24 protein-coding genes and 1 pseudogene are annotated in these 24352 nt (G+C 73.3%); 12 read left to right on the top strand and 13 right to left on the bottom strand.

From position 1 onward, the window contains the following. Positions 1 to 62 precede the first annotated feature (62 nt). From ACWDD9_RS23315 to ACWDD9_RS23305, 3 genes are all read right to left on the bottom strand, one after another. A complete protein-coding gene (locus ACWDD9_RS23315; RefSeq protein WP_449812578.1) occupies positions 63 to 758 on the bottom strand; it encodes an aspartate/glutamate racemase family protein in 696 nt (231 codons plus the stop codon). Between the two features lie 57 nt (positions 759 to 815). Next, positions 816 to 2666: a CocE/NonD family hydrolase gene (locus ACWDD9_RS23310; protein WP_449812577.1), complete on the bottom strand. Its 1851-nt coding sequence runs from the start codon at positions 2664 to 2666 to the stop codon at positions 816 to 818. Positions 2667 to 2860: 194 nt separating this feature from the next. After that, a complete protein-coding gene (locus tag ACWDD9_RS23305; protein WP_117487313.1) occupies positions 2861 to 3820 on the bottom strand; it encodes a motility-associated ABC transporter substrate-binding family protein in 960 nt (319 codons plus the stop codon). A 302-nt stretch (positions 3821 to 4122) separates the two neighbouring features. Here ACWDD9_RS23305 and ACWDD9_RS23300 point away from each other — a divergent pair, with 302 nt between their 5' ends. After that, positions 4123 to 5253 (top strand): HoxN/HupN/NixA family nickel/cobalt transporter, encoded by a 1131-nt coding sequence (locus ACWDD9_RS23300; RefSeq protein WP_449812576.1) that lies wholly within the window; start codon positions 4123 to 4125, stop codon positions 5251 to 5253. A 106-nt stretch (positions 5254 to 5359) separates the two neighbouring features. Here the strand turns inward: ACWDD9_RS23300 and ACWDD9_RS23295 are convergent, their stop codons facing one another. Then, positions 5360 to 6298 carry an SGNH/GDSL hydrolase family protein gene (locus ACWDD9_RS23295; protein ID WP_449812575.1) on the bottom strand — a complete coding sequence of 313 codons (939 nt, stop codon included), beginning with the start codon at positions 6296 to 6298 and terminating at the stop codon, positions 5360 to 5362. 368 nt (positions 6299 to 6666) lie between these two features. On the opposite strand from ACWDD9_RS23295, the gene ACWDD9_RS23290 reads away from it, so the two are divergent. The 3 genes from ACWDD9_RS23290 to ACWDD9_RS23280 all read left to right on the top strand — a co-directional run bounded on the left by ACWDD9_RS23290 (position 6667) and on the right by ACWDD9_RS23280 (position 9038). After that, positions 6667 to 8322, top strand: a complete 1656-nt coding sequence (locus ACWDD9_RS23290; RefSeq protein WP_449812574.1) for an FAD-binding dehydrogenase — start codon at positions 6667 to 6669, stop codon at positions 8320 to 8322. A 148-nt stretch (positions 8323 to 8470) separates the two neighbouring features. Beyond that, positions 8471 to 8752: a hypothetical protein gene (locus tag ACWDD9_RS23285; RefSeq protein ID WP_375873880.1), complete on the top strand. Its 282-nt coding sequence runs from the start codon at positions 8471 to 8473 to the stop codon at positions 8750 to 8752. A 52-nt stretch (positions 8753 to 8804) separates the two neighbouring features. Further along, entirely contained in the window at positions 8805 to 9038 is a 234-nt protein-coding gene (locus tag ACWDD9_RS23280; protein ID WP_449812573.1) for a hypothetical protein, read from the top strand. A gap of 104 nt (positions 9039 to 9142) precedes the next feature. On the opposite strand, the gene lepB is transcribed toward ACWDD9_RS23280, so the two are convergent. Further along, complete coding sequence (lepB, locus tag ACWDD9_RS23275; protein ID WP_449812572.1) at positions 9143 to 9814, bottom strand: signal peptidase I; 672 nt, start codon at positions 9812 to 9814, stop codon at positions 9143 to 9145. Positions 9815 to 9961: 147 nt separating this feature from the next. On the opposite strand from lepB, the gene ACWDD9_RS23270 reads away from it, so the two are divergent. The 3 genes from ACWDD9_RS23270 to ACWDD9_RS23260 all read left to right on the top strand — a co-directional run bounded on the left by ACWDD9_RS23270 (position 9962) and on the right by ACWDD9_RS23260 (position 12690). Then, positions 9962 to 10378 carry a hypothetical protein gene (locus ACWDD9_RS23270; RefSeq protein ID WP_049652764.1) on the top strand — a complete coding sequence of 139 codons (417 nt, stop codon included), beginning with the start codon at positions 9962 to 9964 and terminating at the stop codon, positions 10376 to 10378. Positions 10379 to 10565: 187 nt separating this feature from the next. After that, the gene (locus ACWDD9_RS23265) at positions 10566 to 10820 is read left to right on the top strand and encodes a hypothetical protein (RefSeq protein WP_049652766.1); all 255 of its coding nucleotides are present in this window, start codon (positions 10566 to 10568) and stop codon (positions 10818 to 10820) included. A 202-nt stretch (positions 10821 to 11022) separates the two neighbouring features. Beyond that, complete coding sequence (locus tag ACWDD9_RS23260) at positions 11023 to 12690, top strand: purple acid phosphatase family protein (RefSeq protein WP_079272061.1); 1668 nt, start codon at positions 11023 to 11025, stop codon at positions 12688 to 12690. A 103-nt stretch (positions 12691 to 12793) separates the two neighbouring features. Here ACWDD9_RS23260 and ACWDD9_RS23255 read toward each other — a convergent pair whose 3' ends face one another. Continuing rightward, a complete protein-coding gene (locus ACWDD9_RS23255; RefSeq protein ID WP_380663970.1) occupies positions 12794 to 13126 on the bottom strand; it encodes a YnfA family protein in 333 nt (110 codons plus the stop codon). Between the two features lie 18 nt (positions 13127 to 13144). Further along, entirely contained in the window at positions 13145 to 14359 is a 1215-nt protein-coding gene (locus ACWDD9_RS23250; RefSeq protein ID WP_049652769.1) for a pyridoxal phosphate-dependent aminotransferase, read from the bottom strand. 97 nt (positions 14360 to 14456) lie between these two features. Between ACWDD9_RS23250 and ACWDD9_RS23245 the strand changes: the two are divergent. Beyond that, positions 14457 to 14810 (top strand): annotated as a pseudogene (locus ACWDD9_RS23245) (winged helix-turn-helix transcriptional regulator); the annotation flags it as partial. A 336-nt stretch (positions 14811 to 15146) separates the two neighbouring features. Further along, on the top strand, positions 15147 to 16010 hold the full coding sequence (locus tag ACWDD9_RS23240) for an SGNH/GDSL hydrolase family protein (protein ID WP_449812571.1): 864 nt from the start codon (positions 15147 to 15149) through the stop codon (positions 16008 to 16010). Positions 16011 to 16041: 31 nt separating this feature from the next. On the opposite strand, the gene ACWDD9_RS23235 is transcribed toward ACWDD9_RS23240, so the two are convergent. Next, entirely contained in the window at positions 16042 to 16704 is a 663-nt protein-coding gene (locus ACWDD9_RS23235; RefSeq protein ID WP_449812570.1) for a GNAT family N-acetyltransferase, read from the bottom strand. Between the two features lie 130 nt (positions 16705 to 16834). Here ACWDD9_RS23235 and ACWDD9_RS23230 point away from each other — a divergent pair, with 130 nt between their 5' ends. Then, on the top strand, positions 16835 to 17785 hold the full coding sequence (locus ACWDD9_RS23230) for a pentapeptide repeat-containing protein (protein ID WP_449812569.1): 951 nt from the start codon (positions 16835 to 16837) through the stop codon (positions 17783 to 17785). Positions 17786 to 17789: 4 nt separating this feature from the next. Here the strand turns inward: ACWDD9_RS23230 and ACWDD9_RS23225 are convergent, their stop codons facing one another. Both ACWDD9_RS23225 and ACWDD9_RS23220 read right to left on the bottom strand, forming a co-directional pair. Beyond that, a complete protein-coding gene (locus ACWDD9_RS23225) occupies positions 17790 to 18350 on the bottom strand; it encodes a DinB family protein (protein ID WP_079272064.1) in 561 nt (186 codons plus the stop codon). A 107-nt stretch (positions 18351 to 18457) separates the two neighbouring features. Then, complete coding sequence (locus ACWDD9_RS23220; protein ID WP_449812568.1) at positions 18458 to 19192, bottom strand: tyrosine-protein phosphatase; 735 nt, start codon at positions 19190 to 19192, stop codon at positions 18458 to 18460. Positions 19193 to 19316: 124 nt separating this feature from the next. Between ACWDD9_RS23220 and ACWDD9_RS23215 the strand changes: the two genes are divergently transcribed. Next, on the top strand, positions 19317 to 19658 hold the full coding sequence (locus tag ACWDD9_RS23215; protein ID WP_117487305.1) for a DUF5713 family protein: 342 nt from the start codon (positions 19317 to 19319) through the stop codon (positions 19656 to 19658). Positions 19659 to 19674: 16 nt separating this feature from the next. On the opposite strand, the gene ACWDD9_RS23210 is transcribed toward ACWDD9_RS23215, so the two are convergent. Both ACWDD9_RS23210 and ACWDD9_RS23205 read right to left on the bottom strand, forming a co-directional pair. After that, positions 19675 to 20574 carry an aminoglycoside phosphotransferase family protein gene (locus tag ACWDD9_RS23210; RefSeq protein WP_449812567.1) on the bottom strand — a complete coding sequence of 300 codons (900 nt, stop codon included), beginning with the start codon at positions 20572 to 20574 and terminating at the stop codon, positions 19675 to 19677. Positions 20575 to 20710: 136 nt separating this feature from the next. After that, on the bottom strand, positions 20711 to 21103 hold the full coding sequence (locus ACWDD9_RS23205) for a PPOX class F420-dependent oxidoreductase (protein WP_049658162.1): 393 nt from the start codon (positions 21101 to 21103) through the stop codon (positions 20711 to 20713). A gap of 179 nt (positions 21104 to 21282) precedes the next feature. Between ACWDD9_RS23205 and ACWDD9_RS23200 the strand changes: the two genes are divergently transcribed. Then, positions 21283 to 23781 carry a Tex family protein gene (locus ACWDD9_RS23200; RefSeq protein ID WP_449812566.1) on the top strand — a complete coding sequence of 833 codons (2499 nt, stop codon included), beginning with the start codon at positions 21283 to 21285 and terminating at the stop codon, positions 23779 to 23781. A 102-nt stretch (positions 23782 to 23883) separates the two neighbouring features. Here ACWDD9_RS23200 and ACWDD9_RS23195 read toward each other — a convergent pair whose 3' ends face one another. Next, positions 23884 to 24315 (bottom strand): SHOCT domain-containing protein, encoded by a 432-nt coding sequence (locus tag ACWDD9_RS23195; RefSeq protein WP_074002217.1) that lies wholly within the window; start codon positions 24313 to 24315, stop codon positions 23884 to 23886. Positions 24316 to 24352: the final 37 nt, after the last annotated feature.

The raw sequence follows: 24352 nt of genomic DNA, 5'->3' as shown, positions 1-24352 counted from the left end.
CCGGTCCGCTCACCATTGTCCCGGTGCCCGCCGACCGCGCACCTCAGGGCGGCGGTCGGGGTTCAGGGGACGGCCAGGGCGGCGTCGACCGCCGCTTCGGCGTGCAGTCGGGTGGTGGGGAAGACGGGCACCGGGCTGTCCTCCGGCCGGACGAGCAGTTCGATCTCGGTGCAGCCGAGGATGATCCCTTCCGCGCCCCCGGCCACCAGTTCCCCGATCACCCGCCGGTAGGCCGCCCGGGACTCCTCGCGGACCAGTCCGACGCACAGTTCCTCGTAGATCACCCGGTGGACCAGGGCGCGCGAGTCGGCTTGCGGCACCTGGACGTCCAGGCCGCCCGCCGCCAACCGGCCGCGGTAGAAGTCCTGTTCCATCGTGAAGGCCGTCCCGAGCAGCCCGACCCGCCGCAGGCCCGCCGCCCGGACGGCGGCCGCCGTGGTGTCGGCCAGGTGCAGCAGGGGGACGGAGACCGCCGCCGCGACCTGGTCGGCGACCTTGTGCATGGTGTTGGTGCAGATCAGCAGCAGGTCGGCGCCGGCCGCCTCCAGTGACCGGGCCGCGTCGGCGAGGACTTCGCCGGCCTCCTCCCACCGGCCGGCCGTCTGCAGTCGCTCGATCTGCGCGAAGTCGACGGAGTAGAGCACGAGTCGGGCGGAGTGCAGTCCGCCGAGGCGCTCGCGGGTGAGTCGGTTCAGCAGGCGGTAGTACTCGGCGGTGGATTCCCAGCTCATGCCGCCGATCAGGCCGATGGTCTTCATGGGGCCATTTATAAGTCCGAATCGAAATGTGAGGCAAGTGCATAAGTGAATCTTTGATCAGCTCTCCCGGGGCACCCGGTGCTGCCACTCCCGGGCGAACACCTCCGATCCGCCCTCCAGTGCCCGCAGTTGGACGATGCTGAGGAAGTGCCCGGCGTCGCAGCGCAGTTGGGTGCGGGTCTGGACGGTGACGTCCCAGCCGATGTCGGGGCGCTCCAGGCGGACGGTGTGGTCGGTGCGGGCCTGGGCGCTGAGCGGGGCGCCGGTGAGCACGCGGTAGGCGGTGACGGTGTGTTCGTCGCGGACCAGGCCGTCGGGGTGGGTGCGGGTGCCGTCGGTGGCGGGGGAGAACTCGGCGCGCCACTCGTGGCGGCCGATGTCGTGCACGGTGAGGTGCTCGGGCCGGGCGGTGAGCGGTTCGGTGAGGTGGACGGCGAGCGGTTCGGGCAGTATCGGGGGTTCGAAGGTGACGGGCCGGGTGCCGACGTCGGCGGCGAGGTGGCGCACCGGCAGGCTGAGGGTGGAGCGGGACGGGTCGACGCCGTACCCGGTGTCCTCGGCCGGGGGCCACACCCAGGGCCAGTAGACGGAGGAGAGGGCGAGCCGCAGCCGGTGCCCGGCCGGGATGGTCGAGGCGCAGGCCGCGAGTTCGACCTCGGCGTCCGGGCCCCCGGCGGCGAGGACGCCCCGGGTGACCAGGTCCGAGGTGCCGTCCGGGCCGACCGCGCACAGCCGGACGGCCACCTGGGCGGGCGCGTCGTCCTCGCGCAGCCGCAGCCGTACGGTCGGGGTGCCGAGCAGTTCGACCGGTTCGGGCAGCGGCTGGGAGTCGAAGCAGACCGAGCGGCCGTCCTCCTCCCGCTGGTCGGGCGGCTGGTCGGCGGGGCGGCCGTGCGGGACGTAGGCGCCGGCGTTGAGGCCGGTGTGCTGCGGGGAGCGGACCCGGACGTACCGCTCGTCGGAGGCGGTGCCGGCGGTGCGCAGCGGTCCGTCCAGGCCGTAGTGGATCGCGCGGACGTCGGGGGAGGGCCAGGCCTCGTCGCCGGTCCAGCGGGTGGTGAGCCAGCTGCGCAGGGCGGGTTCCTGGAGGGCGTCGGTGTCGACGCCGCGCAGCCAGTGGTCCCACCAGCGCAGGGTGTCGGGCAGGGCGGCCTCGGGCAGGCCGTGCGGCCAGGGGCCGATCAGGGCGCGCGCGGTGGGGGACTCGGCGAGCAGCCGCAGCACGAAGGAGCAGGACGGGTCGCCCCAGCCGGCCACCGCGAGGGTGGGCACGGACACCGGGACGGTGCTCTCGCCGGCCGCGAGCCAGTCGTCGACGGGCGGGTTCAGGGATTCCAGCCGGGCCAGCCAGGCGGCCCGCCAGGCGTCGCCGACGTACCGCGGGTCGGGCGGCAGGGCGGCGTCGGCGACCAGGGCGGTGAGCCGGGTCTGCAGGTCGGCGGCGAGTACGGCGCCGCCGGTCCGGTGCCCGCCCTCGGGGCAGGCGGTGACCACGGCGCCGACGGTCTCGGGGGTTCGGGCGGCGAGCCGCAGCGCGGTGGTGCCGGCCGCGCCGACGCCGAGCAGGCCGAGCCGGCCGTTGCACCAGGGGCGGCGGGCGAGCCAGTGGACCACGGCGGCGCCGTCGGCCAGCTCCTGGTCGCCGCCGGGTTCGCCGGGGACGCCCTCGGAGTTGCCGTGCCCGCGGGTGTCGACCCGGACGGCGGTGTAGCCGTGGCCCGCGTACCAGGGGTGGCGGCGGGCGTCCTCGGCGGCGGTCCGGTCGGTGAGGCGGCCGCCGGAGTACTCCAGCAGCGCGGGGCCGGGCTCGTCGCCGACCGGCCGCCACAGCCGGGCGGCCAGCCGCGTGCCGTCCGGCAGCGGGACGCGTAGGTCCTCGCGGGTGGTGTGGAAGGGGTAGGACGGCATCGGCCGCTCCTGTCGGTCCCGGGCCGGTGGAGCACCGGCGGGCCCGCGGCGCGTACGGACGGGGTGCCGCTCCGTACGAGCGCGCCGCGGGCGTCGGTACTCCGACAGTAGGGGAGGGAGCGGCCCTTTTCCTGGCGAGCAGCCCTGGCGGGGGCACCCCGGGGCCGAGCCGCCCCGACCCGGGGCGCGGCCGGTCAGGCCTTGCTGAGCCAGGCGGTGGCGTTGAGGGCGAGGGCGGCGTCGGTGCCCGCCGGGTCGTCCCAGCCGTTGTACAGGGTGTTGCCGGACTGGCCGGTGCCGTCGTCGATCGGGGAGCTGTCGCCCCAGACCGCGACCCGGCCGGAGCCGAAGGTGCTGGTGACGAAGAAGGCGCCGGTGTTGCCGCTGTAGCCGGTCCGGTAGACCAGGCCCTTGACGTTCGGGTTGTCGGCGGGCTTGAGGGTGAAGGTGGTGCCGTTGCGCAGGATCGAGCCGGTGACGGTGCCGAAGGGGCCGTGCAGCACCGGGTCGGTCGCGTCGTTGACCGCGCGCGGGTTGTCGGTGGTGATGTTGAGCAGGTCGACCGAGAAGCCGAAGGGGTCGTTGTTGTTCACCCCGTTGCTGGTCAGCAGGTCGTTGATGATCTTCGGGGAGTCCCAGCCGTCGTTGTTGCGGTCGCTGTTGACGTGGTCGGAGACCAGGAAGAGCCCGCCGCCGTTCTGGACGAACTTCATGATCGCGGTCTTCTCGCTCGCGCTGAACCGGATGTTGGGCTCCGGGATCACGAAGGTGTCGAAGTTGGCGAGGTCGAGCGCGGCGCCGGTGCCGTAGCTGATGGTGGAGCCGGCCGGGAGGGTCTTCAGGCTGTACTGGCCGGTCTTCTGGAGGGCGACGCCCCAGGCGGAGAGGGCGCCGGTCCAGCTCTTCTCGGTGGTGGGGTTGGCGTTCTGGGCCAGCGGGTCGGGCTGGCTGGTGCTGATGATCCAGTCGGCGTTGCCCGCGGTCTCGGCCTTGCTGTTGTCGAACAGCACCCGGTGCGGGGTGGCGCCGGCCGCGGCGGCCCGGGTGGTGGGGGCGGTGGGGCCCGGCGCGGCGGTGGCGACGGGGGTGGTGAGACCGGCCGCGAGCAGCGCCGCACCGGCCAGGGCCGCGGCGGTTCGAATACGGATCGTCATGAGCCGTTCCTCCGTGGGGAGTTGAGGGGTCGGCGCTCAGGTTTTCGCGCGTAGAACGGGAGTATCCGCGCGTAGAGCGCACGGTGAAAGCCCCGGGAGGTTACGAAGCCTTGTACGGGTGGTGACGATCTCCGGGGGTCGGTCGGAAGTCGGGGGAAGCCGGGGGGAAGCGGTGTGAAAGCGGGGCGGAAACGGTGCGGAAGCGGGGGGAGACGAATCCGTAATTGCGCATGACTTGCAACTGCGCGCGTCAAGGCGGAAAGATGGCCCAGCTTCGACCGCCCGACCGAAAGGACACGACGATGACCGCCCCCCGCTGGCGCGACCGGCTCACCCGTGAGGAGTGGATCCGCCTGGCCGGAATGGGCGGATTCATCCTCGCGCTGCACGTCGTCGGCTGGTTCACCCTGCTCGCGCTGGTCGAGCCCGAGCACTACACCGTCGGCGGCCAGGTGTTCGGCGCGGGCATGGGCCTGACCGCCTACACCCTCGGCATGCGGCACGCCTTCGACGCCGACCACATCGCCGCCATCGACAACACCACCCGCAAGCTGATGGGCCAGGGCAAGCGGCCGCTGTCGGTCGGCTTCTGGTTCTCGCTCGGGCACTCCTCGATCGTCTTCGGCCTCTGCGCGCTGCTGGCCTTCGGCATCCGCTCGCTGGCCGGCCAGGTGGAGTCCGACGACTCGACGCTGCACGAGATGACCGGCCTGATCGGCGTCACCGTCTCCGGCACCTTCCTGCTGCTGCTCGGCCTGATCAACCTGGGCGCCTTCAACGGCATCCTCAAGGTCTTCCGCCGGATGCGCCTGGGCGACTACGACGAGGCGGAACTGGAGCGCCAGCTGGAGCGGCGCGGGCTGATGAACCGCATCCTCGGCAAGGTCACCAGGGCCGTCACCAAGCCCTGGCACATGTACCCGGTGGGCCTGCTGTTCGGCCTGGGCTTCGATACCGCCACCGAGGTGTCCCTGCTGGTGCTGGCGGGCGGCGCGGCGGCCTTCTCGCTGCCCTGGTACGCGCTGCTCACCCTGCCGATCCTGTTCGCGGCCGGGATGAGCCTGCTGGACACCATCGACGGCTCGTTCATGAACTTCGCGTACGAGTGGGCCTTCTCCAAGCCGGTCCGCAAGATCTACTACAACCTGACCGTCACCGGGCTGTCGGTGCTCGTCGCGCTGGTGATCGGCTCGATCGAGCTGATCGGCCTGCTCGGCGAGAAGCTGGACATCACCAGCGGCCCGATCGCCTGGATCGGCGGGCTGGACCTCAACTTCGTCGGTTACGCGATCGTCGGACTGTTCGTGCTCACCTGGGCCGCGGCGATCGCCTACTGGAAGCTCGGCAACGTCGAGGAGAAGTGGTCGGCCGGGCTGGCCGCCGCCTCGGCCACCGGCTCCGGCTCGGCCTCCGCCTCCGCGAAGTCCGAGTAGCGCGCGTCACGAGAACCGAGGGGCCGGTGACCGGGGTCTGGTCACCGGCCCCTCGGGGCTTTTCCGGCCGCATCGTCTCCAGCACCGCTGTGGCACTGCCCCGCCGCTACTTCAGCGCCGCGAGCACCGCCTGCGCCATCACCTGCTCGCCGGTCGCGTTCGGGTGGAACGGCACGGCGGGCGAGCCGGGCAGCGCGCCCTCGATCCAGCGGTCGTCCGAGCAGACGTCGTGCCCGAGGGTCGGCGTCGCGGTGTCCACGTAGGTCGCGCCGTTCGCGGCCGCGGTGGACTTCAGGGCGGCGTTCAGCTTGTCGAGCACCCCGTGCATGTACTCGACGTCGCCCGGGGTGACGGGCTGGCGCAGCACGCAGGTCGAGCCGTCGGCGGGCAGGACGGACGGGTAGCCGACCAGCAGCACCCGGGCCCCGGGCGCCTTGGCGTGGATGCGCTTGAGGGTGTCGGTCAGCTGCGGGGTGATGGTGGTGCGGATCCGCTCGGCGAGGTCGTCGGTGCCGTACTGCCAGGACATGGTGCTCCAGTCCCAGTGGCCGTGGTGGTAGACGTCCTTGCAGGGCGTGCCGAACGGGTTGACGACGGCGCCGGCGATGCAGGTGGCGACCAGTTCGCCGAGGCCGAGGTCGCTGGCGGCGAGGTCGTTGCCGCCGATCCTGAGGGTGACCAGGTCGGTGTCGGCGGTGACCGCGTCCAGCTGCGGGTCGTTGACCCGGATGAAGGCGTCGTACTGGGGCTGCGTCATCGCCTTGATCTTGGCCGCGGCGCAGGTGACGTCGGTGTACCGGCCGGCCTTGAGGGCGCCGGCGACCAGGTGGCCGTAGTTGCGGTCGGAGCGCAGGCACAGGCCGGCCGACTGGCCCGGCACTCCGGCGCCGGCGGCGTAGGAGTCGCCGAGCGCCACGTAGTGCCGGGGCGCCTGGGTGGCGGCCTGGGCGGTGGTGGAGGTGAGCGCGAGCGCGGCGCCGAGGGCGACGGCGGCGAGGGCGGTGGAATTCCGGAGGTGCCGGGATTTCCGGGCAGGACGGAGCACGGTTCCTCCTGGGGGAGAGAAACGACGGGTGGGGGTTCGTGCGGAGCCGGACTACGGCTACTCGCAGGTAAGTTACTGCCGTGTTTCCCGGACGTCCATGGTTCGCGCGGAAATCGCCGACATTCCGTCAGATGTGGTCGAACGGTGTCGAACGGCATTTCGCATTTCGCTCCACCGGGTATCGCTCGGCAATCACGCGGGTATCGCCCGGCCGTCGACGGCAATTCCGAAACGGCGTGGAGCGGAATTCACGCCGGCGGTTGTTACCCGCCGGTTGACCGGACGTCACCGCAGGCCGCAGTATCGGGCGCACAGCGACGGCGCGTCCCGGGCGCGCCGCCACCGCGAGCCGCCACGGAGGACTGCGCATGGCCCTGGACGCCGACGTCATCGTCATCGGGGCGGGCCTCGCGGGCCTCGCCGCCACCGCCGAACTCGCCGACGCCGGACGGAAGGTGATCCTGCTCGACCAGGAGCCCGCGGCCTCCCTCGGCGGCCAGGCCCACTGGTCCTTCGGCGGGCTCTTCCTGATCGACTCGCCCGAGCAGCGCCGGATGCGGATCCGCGACTCGCACGCCCTCGCCCGGCAGGACTGGTTCGGCACGGCCGGCTTCGACCGCCCCGAGGACGCCTGGCCGCGCCGCTGGGCCGAGGCGTACGTGGACTTCGCGGCGGGCGAGAAGCGCTCCTGGCTGCACGGCATGGGCGTGCGGTTCTTCCCGGTGGTCGGCTGGGCCGAGCGCGGCGGTCAACTCGCCGACGGGCCGGGCAACTCGGTGCCGCGCTTCCACATCACCTGGGGCACCGGACCGGGACTGCTGGCGCCCTTCGTCCGGCGGATCCGCGCGGCCGCCGCCCGCGGTCTGGTGGACCTGCGCTTCCGGCACCGGGTCACCGGGCTGTCCGCCACCGCGGGCGCCGTCGACACCGTCACCGGCGAGGTGCTGGTGCCCAGCCCGGCGGGCCGGGGCGAGGCCAGCTCGCGCGAGGCGGCCGGCGGCTTCGAACTGCGCGCCCAGGCCGTGATCGTCACCTCCGGCGGCATCGGCGGCAACCACGACCTGGTCCGCAAGGCCTGGCCGGCCCGGCTCGGCACCCCGCCCGCCAGGCTGCTCTCCGGGGTGCCCGCGCACGTGGACGGACTGATGCTGGACGTCGTCGGCCGGGCCGGCGGCAGCCTGATCAACGGCGACCGGATGTGGCACTACACCGAGGGCATCGAGAACTGGGACCCGATCTGGGCCCGGCACGGCATCCGCATCCTGCCCGGCCCGTCCTCGCTCTGGCTGGACGCCCGCGGCCGGCGGCTGCCCGTCCCGCTGTTCCCCGGCTTCGACACCCTCGGAACGCTCGAACACATCATGACCACCGGGTACGAGTACACCTGGTTCGTGCTCAACCAGCGCATCGTCGAGAAGGAGTTCACCCTCTCCGGCTCCGAGCAGAACCCCGACCTGACCGGGAAGTCGGTGCGCGGCGTGCTCGGACGCGCGCTGCCCGGCGCCCCCGGCCCGGTCCAGGGACACCTGCGGCACGGACGGGACTTCGTGGTCGCCGGGAACCTCGCCGACCTCGCCCGGGGCATGAACGCCAGGACCGCCGAGCCGCTGATCGACCCGGACGAACTGCGCCGCACCGTCGAGGACCGCGACCGGCAGTTGGCCAACCCCTTCGCCAAGGACCTCCAGGTCACCGCCATCCACGGCGCCCGCCGCCACCTCGGCGACCGGCTCATCCGCACCGCCGCCCCGCACCGCATCCTCGACCCGGGCGCCGCCCCGCTGATCGCCGTCCGGCTGAACATCCTGACCCGCAAGTCGCTGGGCGGCCTGGAGACCGACCTCTCCTCCCGGGTGCTGCGCCCCGACGGCGAGGTGCTGCCCGGGGTGTACGCGGCCGGCGAGGCCGCCGGGTTCGGCGGCGGGGGCGTGCACGGGTACCGCTCGCTGGAGGGCACCTTCCTGGGCGGCTGCCTGTTCTCGGGCCGCACGGCGGGCCGGGCGGCGGCGCGGGCGGTGGCGTAGCGGTGCCCCCCGGCCCCTGCTACCGGGCCTGCGGCATGTCCCTCGGCCGGACAGGGGAGGGCCCCGGCGGTCGGAAGGCGGTACCGGACCGGCCCCTGGGGGAGGACACTGGTAGCGGTCCCGCCCGCACGAGACGTTCGGAGGAACGGTGAGCGCAGCACCCCTGCACGGTCACCACGACAGCCGCCAGCCCGTCCCCCGCACCCAGGACGGCGTGGCCGCGGCCCTGCCGCCCGCGCAGCGCATGGAGTTCTACCGGGAGATGGGCGAAGCCGACATCGAGACGATCGGCGGCGTACTGAAGCGGTGGTGGCTGCGGGCGGAGCTGTACCGCGACCCGGAGGGCGACCGGATCCACGCCGCCGTCCAGGCCGGCACCGCTCCCGGCGCCTCCGCTTCCGCGGTCCTGCGCCGGCTCGGGGCCCTGTGAGCGGCTACGACGAGTCCCGGACGACGACGACCCGATCACCGTCTCCCCGGCCGTGGAGGAGTTCCTCGGCGACCCTGGCACGCCGGCCGACGTGTTCTCGGCGGTCGTGGCCTTCCTGGTCGACCTGCGGGAGGATCCGTTCCCCCGCCTGAGCATGCCGGTGCCCGGCCGGCCCGGGATGCACTCGGCCCCGCTGCGCCGGGACCTCGGGCTGGTGGAGTACGCGGTGAACGAGGACGCGGACCCGCCCCGGGTCTACGTCTCCCGTGTCCTGCGAGCGGACTGACCGGCCCGCCTTCGGTGAGACCGAGGGCCGGCCGGTCGGGAACCGGCGGTCAGGGCCTGGCTGCGTAGTGCTGGTCGACCGGGTGCCGACGGGTGGCGACGGCGTCAGAAGGTGGCCGGCGGCTCCAACCCCAGCGGCCGGGCGGCCCGGCCGCGGACGGCGAAGACGATCGCCGCGATCAGGCCGATGACGGCCAGCAGCAGCCCGAGCGCGGCCACGACGAGCGCGCCGGCGAGCTTGCCGGGCAGGGCCTCGGAGTCGGCGCCGCTGTGCCACACCACCCGCTCGCCGACCTTGGCGAGGTCGACGGTGCCCTGCTGGTCGGCCAGGTTGATCCGGGAGTCGAAGGCGTCGCCGCGGACGTCCCCCATGAGGAAGGCCCGGCCCGGCGGGACGGTGACGTCGAAGTCGAGGTAGCAGGTGTGGACCTGCCGGGCCGGCGGCTCGTCGACCGGCTTCCCGTTGAGGCTGAACTGCCCGTTCACGCAGGCGATGCGGTCGCCGCCCAGGGCCATGGCCCGCTGGATGACGATGCCCTGCAGCGTCCAGGGGGAGTCGACGGCGTAGACCTCGCCGTGGCGCACGTCCGCGGGCTGGACCCGTTCGGTCCAGAGCCCGGTGCCCGACCGCAGCTCCGGCGACATCGTGTCGCCCGTCATGCGGTGGTAGCCGTAGCCGGAGCCGATCACGGCGAACCCGAGCACGGCGCACAGGACCCCGACCACCCCCACGGCCACCGATATCCATGTACCGCGGCGGCCCCTTCGCTTCGGCATCAGGCCGTCCTCCCCTTGTTGTTCGTGAGTCGTGTGGTGGCCCGTGGGCCGTGCGCATCCTAAGGGTCTGGGATGCCCGCTGGCCTGCGGGTACAGTGCGGGGGCCGGTGCGGAGCGCGCCGCCGACCACGAGGGGGAGCAGAGCCGATGAGCCGCCGAGAGCGCGACGGTGCCCGGGACCGCAAGCGGGGCGCCGGTGCCCCCGTGACCGTGACGGTCTGCCGGGGCTGCTGCTGCGGCACCGAGGCCAAGCACCCGGGGGTGGACCACGCGGGCCAGTACGAGCGGTTGCGGACGGCGGTGGGTTCGGCGGGCCGGGTCCGGGCGGTCAAGTGCCTGGACGTGTGCACCCAGTCGAACGTGGTGGTGGTCGGCCCCTCGGCGGAGGGCCGGGCGGCGGGCGGCCGGCCGGTCTGGCTGGGCTTCGTGCTGATGGACGACATGATCGACGAGATCGGCGCCTGGGTGCGCGCGGGCGGCCCGGGCCTGGCCGATCCGCCGGGGCTGCTGGACCTCCAGCTGATCTCGGTGTCCCGGCGGGTCCGCGAGGGCCTGCCGGAGTGAGGACGGGTCTGCCGGAGTGAGGTCGGGCCCCGGCTGAGGTCGGCCGTTGGTCCTACAGGATGATCGTCGGATCATGTCTACCCGGGCCGAACCCGGGTCGGTCCGGGTGCCTTCACCACTACCATGACCGGTGGTGTCGGGCCCTTCCGGACGGCGCCGAGCCGTTTCCGCGCGAGGGAGGAAGCCGATGACGACGGTCTGCCGCATCTGCGCGGGCACCGGCCGGACCGCCGGCCTCAGCTGCCGGACCTGCCAGGGCACCGGCACCACCGAGGTGGGCGGCGGGGGCGGCAACTGCTTCCTCTGCGACGGCACCGGCGTGTACGTGCGCTACCGGGTCGACGCGACCGGCGCCAAGCACGCCTACCGGGACGAGATCTGCCGCACCTGCGACGGCACCGGCAACCGGACCGCCACCCAGTGGGACGAGCGCTCCGGCTGACCAGGCCCGAACGCTGTCCGCGCTTCCGCCGACGCCCGCTCAGGCCACGGGGCGGATGGGGGCCATGATGCGGCGTCGGAACGGTGCGGACACGGCCTTTGCCAAACCATGGTCGAACATTGGCGTTCGAATGGGCGGTACGCTGCGACCCGTTCACCCGGCGTCCGTGCGCGATCAACGCGCCGCTGGAAGAGTCCCGCGCATGGATATCCCCAACATGGGCGTGCCGGCCAAGCTTGCCGACCGCATGAGCATGGCCGAGCAGCACGAGTACCTGCGGGCCCGCTTCTCCCGCCGCCGGATGCTGCGCGCCGGTGCCGTGACCGTGGGCGCCGTCGCCGTCGGTGGCGCGCTGGGCAGCGGCACGGCCTTCGCCGCCCCGGCCGGCCCGCAGCTGCTGACCGGTGGCACGACCAGTGGCATCGACGGCTCGCTGGTCGCGCCGATCGGCCGTCACCTCCAGTTCGGCCCGGAGCCGGACACCCAGTTCCGCATCTCCTGGCAGGTCCCGGCCCCGGTCAAGAAGCCGTTCCTGCGCTTCGGCAAGACCCCGTGGGAGCTGAGCCACAAGGTCCAGGCCGAGGTCCGCGCCCTGCACACCCCGGCGCTGACCCCGAACAGCCAGCCGGTGGACCAGTACTACCTGCACGTGGCGCTGGAGGACCTGCGCCCCGACACCACCTACTACTACGGTGTCGGCCACGAGGGCTTCGACCCGGCCGCGCAGCAGCAGATCTCCACCCTGCACACCTTCCGCACCGCGCCGTCCCGCGACCACCGCTGGGGCAAGGTGTACGAGCCGTTCACCTTCACCGCCTTCGGCGACCAGGGCGTCAGCGCGCACGCGGCCGGCAACGACCACATCATCAAGGCCCAGAACCCGGCCTTCCACCTGCACGCCGGCGACATCTGCTACGCCGACCCGGCCGGTTCCGGCACCGACCCGGACAAGTCCGTCTTCAACGCGAAGACCTGGGACGACTTCCTGGTGCAGACCGAGACGGTCGCCGCCGAGATCCCGTGGATGGTCGCGTACGGCAACCACGACATCGAGGCCTGGTACTCGCCGAACGGCTACGGCGGCGAGAACGCCCGCTTCTTCCTGCCGAACAACGGCCCGGACCCGCGCCAGGTCCCCGGCGTCTACACCTTCCGCTACAAGAACGTCGGCGTCATCTCGCTGGACGCCAACGACGTCTCCTACGAGATCCCGGCCAACCTGGGCATCTCGGCGAACAAGCAGACCAAGTGGCTGGAGCGCACCCTCAAGGACCTGCGCAACGACGAGACCATCGACTTCGTCGTGGTCTTCTTCCACCACTGCGCCTTCTCCACCACCGTCGCGCACGCCTCCGAGGGCGGTGTCCGCGAGGCCTGGGTGCCGCTGTTCGAGAAGTACCGGGTGGACCTGGTCATCAACGGCCACAACCACATCTACGAGCGCACCGACGCGATCCTCGGCAACAAGGTCTCGAAGCAGGTGCCGAGCGGCGCCACCATCGAGCCGGCCAAGGACGGCGTGGTCTACGTCACCGCGGGCGCGGCCGGCCGCAGCCTGTACAAGTTCGACGTGCCGGACACCTACGAGGGGCACGAGAACCACCAGGACGAGGTCAAGACCTACTACTGGAGCAAGGGCAAGGTGAAGACCCCCGAGACCATCCAGTGGTCGCGGGTGCGCTACACCGGCTACTCCTTCATCAAGGTCGACGTCACCCCGAAGCACCTGGGCCAGAAGTCGGTCATGAAGGTCACCGCGCTGGCCGAGGACGGCACGCAGATCGACAACTACACGATCCTGCGCACGGTCGGCGAGGGCTGGGACTCGGACCGGGACGACGACGGCCAGGGCGGCGGCTGGGGCTGGTAGTCCCCGCCGGTCGCGACGGTGCCCCGGCGAGGACGACGGGGCCCGGCGGTCGTGACGGTGCCCCGGTGTCGGAGATGGGTCCGACACCGGGGCACCGGTGCGTTCAGCGCCGGGGGCCGTACATGATGACGGCGACCCCGGCCAGGCAGATCAGCGCGCCCAGCACGTCGTAGCGGGTCGGCCGGAAGCCGTCCACGGCCATGCCCCACAGCAGCGAGCCGGCCACGAACACCCCGCCGTACGCGGCCAGCACCCGGCCGAAGTGGCTGTCCGGCTGCAGGGCCGCGACGAAGCCGTACGCGCCGAGCACCACCACGCCCACCCCGGCCAGCCACCACGGCCGTTGCTCGCGCACGCTCTGCCAGACCAGCCAGCAGCCGCCGATCTCGGCGAGGGCGGCGAGGACGAACAGGGCGATGGAGCGCAGGACGGTCACGACCCAGAGCCTAGGCGGTCAGCTCTGCCGGTACGTCGCGAGGAAGCGCCCGATCCGGTTGATGGCCGTCTCCAGGTCGTCGGCCCGGGGCAGGGTGACGAAGCGGAAGTGGTCCGGGCGGGGCCAGTTGAAGCCGGTGCCCTGGACGACGTGGATCTTCTCGCGCAGCAGCAGGTCCAGCACGAACCGCTCGTCGTCGACGATCCGGTGCACCGCCGGGTCCAGCCTGGCGAAGGCGTACAGCGCGCCCTTGGGCTTGACGCAGCTGACGCCGGGGATCTCGTTGAGCGCCTTGACCGCGATGTCGCGCTGCTCGGTGAGCCGGCCGCCGGGCAGCACCAGGTCGTTGATGGACTGGTGGCCGCCGAGCGCGGCCTGCACGGCGTACTGGGCGGGCACGTTGGGGCACAGCCGCATGCCGGAGAGCATGGTCAGGCCCTCCAGGTAGTCGGTGGCGTGCTGCCGGGGCCCGGAGACGACCAGCCAGCCGCTGCGGAAGCCGGCCACCCGGTAGGCCTTGGAGAGGCCGTTGAAGGTGAGGGTGAGGACGTCGTCGGCCAGGGCGGCCAGGCAGTGGTGCTCGGTGTCGTCGTAGAGGATCTTGTCGTAGATCTCGTCGGCCAGCACCATCAGGTGGTGGCGGCGGGCCAGGTCGAGGATGCCCTCCAGCAGTTCCTTCGGGTAGACCGCGCCGGTGGGGTTGTTGGGGTTGATGACGACGATCGCCTTGGTGCGGGCGGTGATCTTGGCGGCGATGTCGTCCAGGTCCGGGTACCACTCGGCCTGCTCGTCGCACAGGTAGTGCACGGCCTTGCCGCCGGCCAGCCGGACCACGGCCGTCCAGAGCGGGTAGTCGGGCATCGGCACGAGCACCTCGTCGCCGTCGTCCACGAGCGCGGTGACGGCCATCTGGATCAGCTCGGAGACGCCGTTGCCGAGGTAGACGTCGTTGACGGTGACGCCCTCGACCCCGCGCTGCTGGTAGTACTGCACCACCGCGCGACGGGCCGGCAGGATGCCGCGCGAGTCGCTGTAGCCGTGCGCCTTGGGCAGGTTGCGGATGATGTCCTGGAGGATCTCCTCGGGCGCCTCGAAGCCGAAGGGGGCGGGGTTGCCGGTGTTCAGCCGCAGCACGCTGTGCCCGGCCTCCTCCAGGGCGTTGGCCTGGTCGACCACCGGGCCCCGGATCTCGTAGCACACGTCATTGAGCTTGCTGGACTGTCGAAACTCCATCTGCGGCCTCCCGACCGTCACCACCGCTCCGTTGCTTCAGCTTTGTTCTACCAAGTGAGTACTTGGAAAGTCCAACCTCTTGGCTATGCTGATCCGCATGTCACGCCGAAGCTACGACCAGTACTGCGCCGTCGCCCGCGCCCTGGACGCGGTGGGGGAGCGCTGGAGCCTCCTGATCGTCCGTGAGCTCCTCGGCGGCCCGCGCCGCTACACCGACCTGCACGCCGACCTGCCCGGCGTCTCCACCGACATCCTGGCCGCCCGGCTCAAGCAGCTGGAGGGCGACGGACTGATCGCCCGCCGCCGACTGGAGCGGCCCGCCAACGCGACCGTCTACGAGCTGACCGGACGCGGCCGCGAACTGCGGCCGGTCGTCGAGGCGCTGGGGGAGTGGGGCCTGGCCGCCCTCGGCGAGCAGCGGCCGACCGACGCCGTGCGCGAGCACTGGTTCACGCCCCGGAAGGCGGGCGAGGAGGCCGGCGAGGAGGCGGTGGCCGTGACGGGCTGACCGTCGCGGCGGGCGCGGTGCCTGCGGCGGGCATGGTGGCCTGGTTGGGGCGGCGGCAAGGCCCCCGTCGCCGACCGCCGCCCCGTGGGCTCAGGATGGCCCGGGCCGATAAACGAACGATCGGCGTGCGATGAGCGCCGAGGTTCGCCGAGGTCCGTCGGGGTTCACCGGGGGTCCGTCGGAGCCACCGGGGCCCGCTGTGGTTCCGGACGGGCACGCACGTACGATCGTCGGATCGTCGAACCGCCGGAGTCATCCCGGGAGAGCGGAGGCCAGCCCGTGCCCACCCCCTACCGCAGCTACGTCGCCGTCGGCGACTCCTTCACCGAGGGCATGTGCGACGACCTGCTGCCGGACGGCCACTACCGGGGCTGGGCCGACCGGGTCGCCTCGGCACTGGCCGCCGAGCACGCGGAGCACGCCGAACGCTCTGGGCACGCCGAAGGCTCTGAGCACGCCGAACGCTCTGAGCACGCTGAGCACGCCGAGCCGGAGTCCGCGGGCACCGGCTTCCGGTACGCCAACCTCGCCGTCCGCGGCAAGCTCATCGGCCAGATCCACGACGAGCAGCTCGCCCCCGCCGCCGCGATGGGCGCCGAGCTGGTCACCCTGGCCGGCGGCCTCAACGACGTGCTGCGCCCCGGCTGCGACATCGACGCCGTCGAGCGGCTGCTCGGCCGCTGCGCCGACGGGCTGCGCGCCACCGGCGCGACCGTCGTGCTGTTCACCAGCACCGACCCGACCCGCAGGATGGCGGGCGGCGCCCGGCTGCTGCCCGCGATCCTGCGGATGAAGGCCTTCGTCCAGGAACTGGGCCGGCAGGACGGCTTCGTCGTGGTCGACCTGTTCTCCGCGCCCTGCTTCGACGACCGCCGGCTGTGGGCCGAGGACCGCCTGCACCTGTCGCCCGAGGGGCACCGCCGGGTCGCCGAGGGCGTGCTGGAGGCGCTCGGCCGCCCCGCCGCCTTCGACTGGCGCGCCCCGCTGCCCGCCGCCGCCCCGGCCGGCCGCGCCGAGCGGCTGCGCGAGGACGCCCGCTGGCTGGGCACCCACGTCGGCCCGTGGATCGGCCGCCGTCTCACCGGCCGCTCCTCCGGCGACGGCCGCCCGGCGAAGCGGCCGGAGCTGCTGCCGTACCGCTGAGGCCCGTCGCCCGGGTGCCACGGGCCCCGGCCTACTCGGTGTCGTAGACGCCCGGCGCGTCGAGGACCAGGCTCGCCATCGGGGCGTGGGTGGTCCAGCCGAGCGCCGTGTAGAGCGCCTGCCCCTCCGGGGTGCCGACCAGCACGCCGGTGCGCGCGCCCCGCTCGTGCGCGGCGGACTGGAGCGTCCGCATCACCAGGGCGCCCAGGCCCCGGCGGCGGTGCTCCGGCGCGGTGGTGATCTGGTCCGGTACGGCCACGGGGCCGGCCAGGCCCGCCTGGCCGCGGGCGGCGAGGTGCCCGTCCCCGGTGCGCACCAGCACCCGGAGGATCCCGCCCCGCTCCCAGGTGGTCACGGTGTACCCGGCCGGGGCCTCGGGCCGCTCGGGGAGGAGCGGGACGCTCATCAGGAAGCCCGGCGCGTCCAGCCGCCACCGTTCGTCCAGCCAGGGGCGCACGGTGGCGTCCTCGGCGAACAGCTTCAGCCAGGTGGTCGGCGCGGTGACGGTCTCGCCGAGCTTGCGGACCTCGGCCTCGGTCGGCTCCGGCAGCACGTGCCGGCCGACCTCGCCGACCGGCGCGCCGACGTCGATGCTCCAGCCCCAGGGCTGGTCCACCGGCTCGGCGGAGCCGCGCGAGACGGCCCAGCCCGAGATCCACATCCGGACCAGTTCCCTGATGTCCGGTTCCCGCATGGCGCCCACCCCCGTGTGTAATGGTCTCTACTGCGCTGGGAAGCTTACCGGCGCCGAGGGTCGTCTGCCCAGTAGGATTCCGGGGTTCACCGCGCCGACCGGCGCCCCGCTGCTGGAAGGACCCCGGAACGTGCGCGAGACCGAGTCGCCGCAGGACCAGACGGCGGCCGCGCCGACCCCGCCACCGACCCCGCAGCCGACCGCGCTCCGGGCCGACTGCGGCAGCTGCTTCGGGCTCTGCTGCGTCGCCCTGCCGTTCGCCGCCGGGTCCGACTTCGCCATGAACAAGCAGGCCGGCAGTCCCTGCCACAACCTCCAGACCGACTTCAGCTGCGGCATCCACGTGCGGCTGCGCGACAAGGGCTTCCAGGGCTGCACCGTCTACGACTGCTTCGGCGCCGGGCAGCGGGTCTCCCAGGTGACCTTCGGCGGCCGCAGCTGGCGCGAGGAGCCGGACAGCGCCAAGGCGATGTTCGACGTCTTCCCGGTCGTGCGGCAGCTGCACGAGCTGCTCCGGTACCTCACCGAGGCGCTCACCTTCGCCCCCGCCCAGCCCGTCCACGACGAACTGCGGCAGGCGCTGGCGGAGACCGACCGGCTGGCCGGCGGCACCCCCGAGGAGATCCTCGCCATCGACGTCCCGGCCCACCGGCAGCGGGTCAGCGAGCTGCTGCTGCGGGCCGGCGAACTGGTCCGCGCGGCCGTCCCGCGCCGCCGCGAGCTCCGCGGCGCCGACCTCTTCGGCGCCCGCCTGCGCGGCGCCGACCTGCGGGGCGCCAACCTGCGCGGCGCCCTGCTCGTCGCGGCCGACCTCTCCGGCGCGGACCTGCGCCTCGCCGACCTGGTCGGCGCCGACCTGCGGGACGCCGCCCTGGCCGGCGCCGACCTCAGCACGGCCCTCTTCCTTACCCAGGCCCAGCTCGACGCCGCCCGCGGCGACGCCACCACCCGCCTCCCGGCCGGCCTCACCCGGCCCGCCCACTGGCCCGAGACCGCCCCGACTCCCGCCGCGGGCGCCGGGGCCGGGCCCCGTGCGGGCAAGGGCGGCGGCCGCCCCGGTCGGAGCGGCCGCCGGCGCTGAGGCGCTACTGGCCCACCCGGCCGTCCACGCACTCGCGCAGCAGGTCGGCGTGGCCGCAGTGGCGGGCGTACTCCTCGATCCGGTGCACCTGCAGCTCCCGGATCGAGAGCCGGTCCTTCCCGACCCGCTCGCCCAGGTCCTGGTACCCGGCCAACGCGGCGTCCAGCGCGGCCTGTTCGCGCTCCAGGTCGTGGAACGCGGCGTCCACCACGGCCTGCTCGCCGACGGCCCCGTCGAAGTCCGCGTCCCGCCCGCCGTACAGCTTGGGCAGCGGCTCGCCGTCGGTGATCCAGTTCCGCCAGTCCCGTTCCACCCGGGCCAGGTGCCGGACCAGGCCGAGCAGCGACATCGTGGACGGCGGCACCGAGCGGCGGGCCAGCTGCTCCGGGGCCAGGCCGTCGCACTTCATCCGCAGGGTCAGCCGGTAGTTCGTCAGGTAGTCCTGGAGGGTGGCGAGTTCGCCGTCCGGGCTCGGGCCCTCACTGTTGCGGGGGTCGTCGTCCGGGTCGGCCCACATGTCGGGGTAGACGGTCGCCTCGGTCCATCGCACGGGTTGCTCGGTCATGCCCGGCATCCTCCTTCGCAACCACCCCCGGCCGCCACCGGGTTATCGCACCCCCGGGCCCTTCCGGCACCGGCGGCGGCGCCGAACGGCCCCCTGCCGCGCGGGGCTCAGTCGGTCAGCAGGCGGGCGCGCAGGGTGTCGATGTGCGCGCGGTCGATGCCGAGGGCGCCGGTGAGGTAGGCCTCGACCGAGCCGTGGCGGTCGGCGAGGTCGGCGAGGGTGAGCCGGATGACGGCCTCCGGGGCGCGCCCGTAGCCGGGCCAGCGCAGGGTGCGGCCGGGGTGGGCGGCGTGCCACTCGGCGACGAAGTGCGCGGTGGCGAGCTCGGTGAGGGCGAAGTCGGCGGCGATGTCGTCCTCGCCGACGCCGAGCAGGGTGAGCAGCAGGGCAGCGATCAGCCCGGTGCGGTCCTTGCCGGAGGCGCAGTGGAAGACCACCGGGGCCTCGGCGGCCGTGATCACGTCCAGCGCCTGGCGGATCTCCTTCACCCCGTCCTCGGCGACCTCGGCGAAGCGGTCGGCGAGGTGGCGCCAGGGGTCGACCTCCGGGTCGATCTCGGCCTGGTCGTACGGGCGGTGCTCGATCGAGAGGTTGTGGTACTCCAGGCCCTCGAACCCGGGCACCCGGCCCTTGGCGGCGATCTCCCAGGGGTAGCGGAGGTCGATCACGGTCCGCACGCCGAGCGCCCGGAGCCGGTCCAGGTCGGCGGGGGAGCCGAGCTTGCCGAGCGAGTCGGAGCGGTACACCAGCCCCCACCGGACGGACCGCCCGCCGGCGCCCGGGTAGCCGCCCAGGTCGCGGAAGTTGTGCAGGGCCTCGAACTCGATGTGACGTGTGGTCATGCGCGGCACTCTAACCAGCACGTCAAGCGCCGCAGCCCCGGCCCGGTCGCCGTCGACTGTCAGTGGCGTCGGGCACGATCGGCACGTCGGCACGTCGGCACGTCGGCGGGACGGAAGGGGCACCATGGCGATCACGAACCAGCGGGTGGCGGAGCACGAGTTCCTGATAGGGCTGTACGAGGACCCGTACTTCCCCGATCACGTCCTCGACCGGGGCAAAGCGATCCTGGTGCGGCTGTGCGAGCGGATCGAGGCCGAGCGGCCGGCGGACCTGGCGGCCCTGTACGTGCTCACCCACGCCGCGACGGAGGAGTTCAACCTCCTGGAGGCGGAGTTCGAGGCGGCCGGGAGCGAGATCGAGACGTGTGCGCGGGAGGAGATCGGCGAGGCCTTCTGGGCCGTCGCGCTGGCCTACGGGTTCACGGACGCGGATTCCGCGGAGCTGATCGCGACCCGGGAGTGGTGACGGGCACCGCCCTGCCCTACACGCCGCGGTCGGCGAGGACCTCGCGGACGACGTGGCGGGCGTTGGCGGTCAGGGCCTGGTCGGTGTGGCGGTAGTACGGGATCGTCACCAGGGCGAGGGAGAACGCCCAGGCGCGGCCGCGGGCCCACATGGCCTCGTCCGCGTGGACGGCGGCGCGGAAGGCGGGGCGGGCGGTGGCGGGCAGCAGGTTCCAGGCGGCGATCAGGTCGGCGGTCGGGTCGCCGACGCCCATCAGGGCGAAGTCGATGACGGCGGCGAGCCGGCCGGCGCCGGTGAGCAGCAGGTTGCCGGGGGTGAGGTCGCCGTGCAGCCAGACCGGCGGGCCGGCGTAGTCGGGCAGTCGAAGTGCCTTGTCCCACAGGGCGGTCGCGGCCTCGGTGTCGATCGAGCCGGAGAGCTGGGCGATGGCCGCGCGGGTGGCGCCGTCGCGGGAGGCGAGCGGGACGCTGCGCTGGGAGACGGGGGCGTCGGCCGGGTCGACGGCGCGCAGGGCGTTGACGAAGCCGGCCAGGTCGCGGGCCAGCGCCTGGGGCGCGGCCAGGGCGTGGACGACCGGGTTGGCGCCGTCCAGCCAGTGCAGGACGGACCACTCCCACGGGTAGCCGGCGGCGGGCCGGCCGACCGCGAGCGGTGCCGGGACGGGCAGCGGCAGCCGCGGGGCCAGCCGGGAGAGCCACTGCTGCTCCCGCCGCAGGCCCCCGGCGGCCCACTCCACCCGGGGCAGCCGGACGGCGAGTTCGGGCCCGAGGCGGAACATCGCGTTGTCCGCCCCGGAGGTGGCGGCGGGGGTGACCGGGAGGCGCTCCCACTGCGGGAACTGGGCGGCGATCAGCCGCCGCACCAGGGCCGCGTCGACCACCGGCCCGTCGGGGTGGATCCGGGTGGCAGCGCACATGCCCGGCAGCGTACAGCTCCGGTCGTCGCCGTTCAGCCGGATTGCCGAACTGCTCACATTCCGACGGTCGTTCGAACCGGAACGCGCGATTTCGGCCACCCGGCGACGGCCCTGACGGCCCTGACGGCCCCGACGGTCACCCGAAGGTGACCCGCACCCCGATGGTGCCGCCCTTGCCGAAGCGCAGCACGTTGGCGGTCAGCGCCACCGCGCACAGCAGGCCGTACTTGCGCCGCAGCAGCTTCCGGTAGGCGGGCGCCCGGTCGGGGTCCAGCACCGCGGCGGCCGGCACCTGGGCGCCGAGCAGGTTCCCGCGGATGTCGCTGGGCCCGACCAGCACGTCCGAACGGTTGCGCAGGCGCTTGACCTTGCCGGTCTTGGTGACGGTGGTGAAGACCAGCGCGTCCCCGTCGCGCGCGACCCACACCGGGGTGGCGACCGGAGTGCCGTTCCTCCGGTAGGTGGTGAACAGCAGGTACTTGGCGGCGGCGAGCCGCTCCAACTCGGCGGCGGCATCCAGAGTGTCCATGCCCGCCAGCCTAGGAAGCCGCAACTGGGCCCCGCTCAAGCCTCGGTGGAGCCCCGGGGCCGTCAGCCGGAGGCGCGCGCCACGCCCGGCCGTCCCGGGGGCGGCCGGTCGGTGTCGTCGGCACCTGCCAGAATGCAGGGCGTACGGCGCAAGCACTGATGGAGAAGGTGACCGGCTTCGTGACCACGCCAGTCGAACAGGTGGCCCGGCAGGCCCAGCAGGCGATCGAGCGGCAGATCGCCGAGGAGCTGGGTGTCCGCGAGGGGCAGGTGAAGGCGGCCGTCGATCTGCTCGACGGCGGCTCGACCGTGCCCTTCGTGGCCCGCTACCGCAAGGAGGTCACCGGCTCCCTCGACGACGCCCAGCTGCGTGCCCTGGAGGAACGGCTGCGCTACCTGCGCGAGCTGGAGGACCGTCGGGCGGCCGTGCTGGAGTCGATCGAGGCCCAGGGCAAGCTGGACGACGCGCTGCGCGCCCGGGTGCTCGCCGCGGACTCCAAGGCCCGCCTGGAGGACATCTACCTCCCGTTCAAGCCGAAGCGGCGCACCAAGGCGCAGATCGCCCGCGAGGCCGGCCTGGAGCCGCTGGCGGACACCCTGCTGGCCGACCCGGGGCAGGACCCGGCCGCGCTGGCCGCCCAGTACCTCAACGAGTCGGTGGCGGACGGCGCCGCGGCCCTGGAGGGCGCCCGGGCGATCCTGGTCGAGCGCTTCGGCGAGGACGCCGACCTGGTCGGCTCGCTGCGCGAGCGGATGTGGACCCGCGGCCGGCTGGTCGCGAAGGTCCGCGACGGCAAGGAGGGCGACGGCGCCAAGTTCGCCGACTACTTCGACTTCGCCGAGCCGTACACCCGGCTCCCCTCGCACCGCATCCTGGCGATGCTGCGCGGCGAGAAGGAGGAGGTGCTCGACCTCGACCTCTCCCCGTACGACGGTGAGTCCGAGGGCGACCTTCCGGGCGAGAACGACTACGAGCAGCGGATCGCCGCCCGCTTCGGCATCGCCGACCGCGGCCGCCCGGCCGACAAGTGGCTGGGCGACACCGTCCGCTGGGCCTGGCGCACCCGCGTGCTGGTCCGGCTCGGCATCGACCTGCGCGCCCGGCTGCGCGCCGAGGCCGAGGAGGAGGCGGTGCGGGTCTTCGCCGCGAACCTGCGCGACCTGCTGCTCGCCGCCCCGGCCGGCACCCGCGCCACCATGGGCCTGGACCCGGGCTTCCGCACCGGCGTGAAGGTCGCCGTGGTGGACGCCACCGGCAAGGTCGTCGCGTACGACACGATCTACCCGCACCAGCCCGCCAACAAGTGGGACGCGGCCCTGGCGACGCTGGCGGCCCTGGCGAAGAAGCACGACGTCGACCTGGTCGCGATCGGCAACGGCACCGCCTCCCGGGAGACCGACAAGCTCGCCGAGGACCTGCTGGGGCGCCACCCCGAGCTGAAGCTCACCAAGGCGATGGTCAGCGAGGCCGGCGCCTCGGTCTACTCGGCCTCCGCGTTCGCCTCGCAGGAGCTGCCGGACCTGGACGTGTCGATCCGCGGCGCGGTCTCGATCGCCCGCCGGCTCCAGGACCCGCTGGCCGAGCTGGTCAAGATCGACCCCAAGTCGATCGGCGTCGGCCAGTACCAGCACGACCTGAGCGAGGTGAAGCTCTCCCGCTCGCTGGACGCCGTGGTCGAGGACTGCGTCAACGCCGTCGGGGTGGACGTCAACACCGCCTCGGCGCCGCTGCTCACCCGGGTCTCCGGGGTCACCGGCACGCTGGCCGACAACATCGTCGCGCACCGCGACGCCAACGGCCCGTTCCGCACCCGCCGGCAGCTCAAGGACGTCTCCCGGCTGGGCCCCAAGGCCTTCGAGCAGTGCGCGGGCTTCCTGCGCATCCCCGGCGGCGAGGACCCGCTGGACGCCTCCAGCGTGCACCCGGAGGCCTACCCGGTGGTGCGCCGCATCCTGGCCGCGACCGGCGGGGAGCTGCGCGAGCTGATCGGCAACGGCGAGCGGCTGCGGGCGCTGCGCCCGGCGGACTTCGCCGACGACACCTTCGGCGTGCCGACCGTCACCGACATCCTCGGCGAGCTGGACAAGCCGGGCCGCGACCCGCGCCCGGCCTTCCGCACCGCGACCTTCAAGGAGGGCGTCGACAAGATCGGCGACCTGGAGGTCGGCATGGTGCTGGAGGGCGTGGTCACCAATGTCGCCGCCTTCGGCGCCTTCGTGGACGTGGGTGTCCACCAGGACGGGCTGGTGCACGTCTCGGCGCTGTCGAGGAACTTCGTCAAGGACCCGCGCGAGGTGGTCAAGCCCGGCGACATCGTCAAGGTCCGGGTGCTCACGGTGGACGTGCCGCGCAAGCGGATCGGGCTGACCCTGCGGCTGGACGACGAGGTCGGGCGCGAGCGCGGCGGGGACCGCGGCGACCGCGGTGACCGCCAGGCCCGCCCGCCGCGCCAGGAGCGCCGGGGCGCCGCCCAGGGCGGCCAGGGCGGTCAGGGCGGTCAGGGCGGTCGCGGCGGCCAGGACCGGCGCGGCGGCGGTCAGGGCGGCGGCGGTGACCGCGGCGGCTCCGGCGGCGGTGCGCCGGCCAACAGCGCCATGGCGGACGCGCTGCGCCGCGCGGGCCTGACCGGCGGTGGCGGCGACGGCGGCCGCGGCGACCGGCGCTCCGGGCGGCGCTGAGCGGCTGAGCGGAGCCGAACCGGCACCCGGAACCCGACAGCGGCAGCGGCCGGGGCCGGTGGACGTCACGGTGCGTCCACCGGCCCCGGCCGTCCGTGCGGGTCAGGCCAGGAGCTTGTCCTTGGCCTTCTGGTACTCCTCGTCGGAGATGGCGCCCTTCTCCTTCAGGGCCGCCAGTTTCGCCAGGTCGTCGACGTGGCTGCCGCCACCGCCTCCGCCGCCCGCCGGTGCCGTTCCGGCGGCGTCCCGGATGTAGGACTTGAACGCGGCCTCGGACCGCTCCGCCTGTTCGACGTCCCGCTTGCCCATCGACTGCCCGCGGGCGATCAGGTAGGCGAGGACGCCGATCAGCGGCAGGATGATCACCAGGACCAGCCAGCCGGCCTTGGCCCAGCCGCCGAGGTCGTGGCTGCGGAAGATGTCCGTGATGATCTTGAACAGCAGGAAGAACCAGAGGATCCAGAGGAACAGCTCCAGCATCGTCCAGAAGATGTGGAGTGCCGGGTAGTCCACGGCCAGCAGTTTGGTGTCCATGGCCGAGTCATATCACCGCAAAACGGACATGGCCTGC

It is taken from the genome of Kitasatospora sp. NPDC001119 (assembly GCF_053598475.1).
Note: the sequence above shows the minus strand (reverse complement) of the source record. Positions and strands in the feature narration are given on the sequence as shown.

Excerpts from the sequence above, each read along its gene's own strand:
- ACWDD9_RS23195 (WP_074002217.1), bottom strand. The coding sequence starts at position 24,315 with ATGGACACCAAACTGCTGGCCGTGGACTACCCGGCACTCCACATCTTC.
- ACWDD9_RS23305 (WP_117487313.1), bottom strand. The coding sequence starts at position 3,820 with ATGACGATCCGTATTCGAACCGCCGCGGCCCTGGCCGGTGCGGCGCTG.
- ACWDD9_RS23235 (WP_449812570.1), bottom strand. The coding sequence starts at position 16,704 with ATGCGGGAACCGGACATCAGGGAACTGGTCCGGATGTGGATCTCGGGC.
- ACWDD9_RS23250 (WP_049652769.1), bottom strand. The coding sequence starts at position 14,359 with ATGGAGTTTCGACAGTCCAGCAAGCTCAATGACGTGTGCTACGAGATC.
- ACWDD9_RS23220 (WP_449812568.1), bottom strand. The coding sequence starts at position 19,192 with ATGACCACACGTCACATCGAGTTCGAGGCCCTGCACAACTTCCGCGAC.
- ACWDD9_RS23270 (WP_049652764.1), top strand. The coding sequence starts at position 9,962 with ATGAGCCGCCGAGAGCGCGACGGTGCCCGGGACCGCAAGCGGGGCGCC.
- ACWDD9_RS23300 (WP_449812576.1), top strand. The coding sequence starts at position 4,123 with ATGACCGCCCCCCGCTGGCGCGACCGGCTCACCCGTGAGGAGTGGATC.
- ACWDD9_RS23205 (WP_049658162.1), bottom strand. The coding sequence starts at position 21,103 with ATGGACACTCTGGATGCCGCCGCCGAGTTGGAGCGGCTCGCCGCCGCC.
- ACWDD9_RS23265 (WP_049652766.1), top strand. The coding sequence starts at position 10,566 with ATGACGACGGTCTGCCGCATCTGCGCGGGCACCGGCCGGACCGCCGGC.
- ACWDD9_RS23260 (WP_079272061.1), top strand. The coding sequence starts at position 11,023 with ATGGATATCCCCAACATGGGCGTGCCGGCCAAGCTTGCCGACCGCATG.
- lepB (WP_449812572.1), bottom strand. The coding sequence starts at position 9,814 with ATGCCGAAGCGAAGGGGCCGCCGCGGTACATGGATATCGGTGGCCGTG.
- ACWDD9_RS23210 (WP_449812567.1), bottom strand. The coding sequence starts at position 20,574 with ATGTGCGCTGCCACCCGGATCCACCCCGACGGGCCGGTGGTCGACGCG.
- ACWDD9_RS23315 (WP_449812578.1), bottom strand. The coding sequence starts at position 758 with ATGAAGACCATCGGCCTGATCGGCGGCATGAGCTGGGAATCCACCGCC.
- ACWDD9_RS23310 (WP_449812577.1), bottom strand. The coding sequence starts at position 2,666 with ATGCCGTCCTACCCCTTCCACACCACCCGCGAGGACCTACGCGTCCCG.
- ACWDD9_RS23290 (WP_449812574.1), top strand. The coding sequence starts at position 6,667 with ATGGCCCTGGACGCCGACGTCATCGTCATCGGGGCGGGCCTCGCGGGC.
- ACWDD9_RS23225 (WP_079272064.1), bottom strand. The coding sequence starts at position 18,350 with ATGACCGAGCAACCCGTGCGATGGACCGAGGCGACCGTCTACCCCGAC.
- ACWDD9_RS23215 (WP_117487305.1), top strand. The coding sequence starts at position 19,317 with ATGGCGATCACGAACCAGCGGGTGGCGGAGCACGAGTTCCTGATAGGG.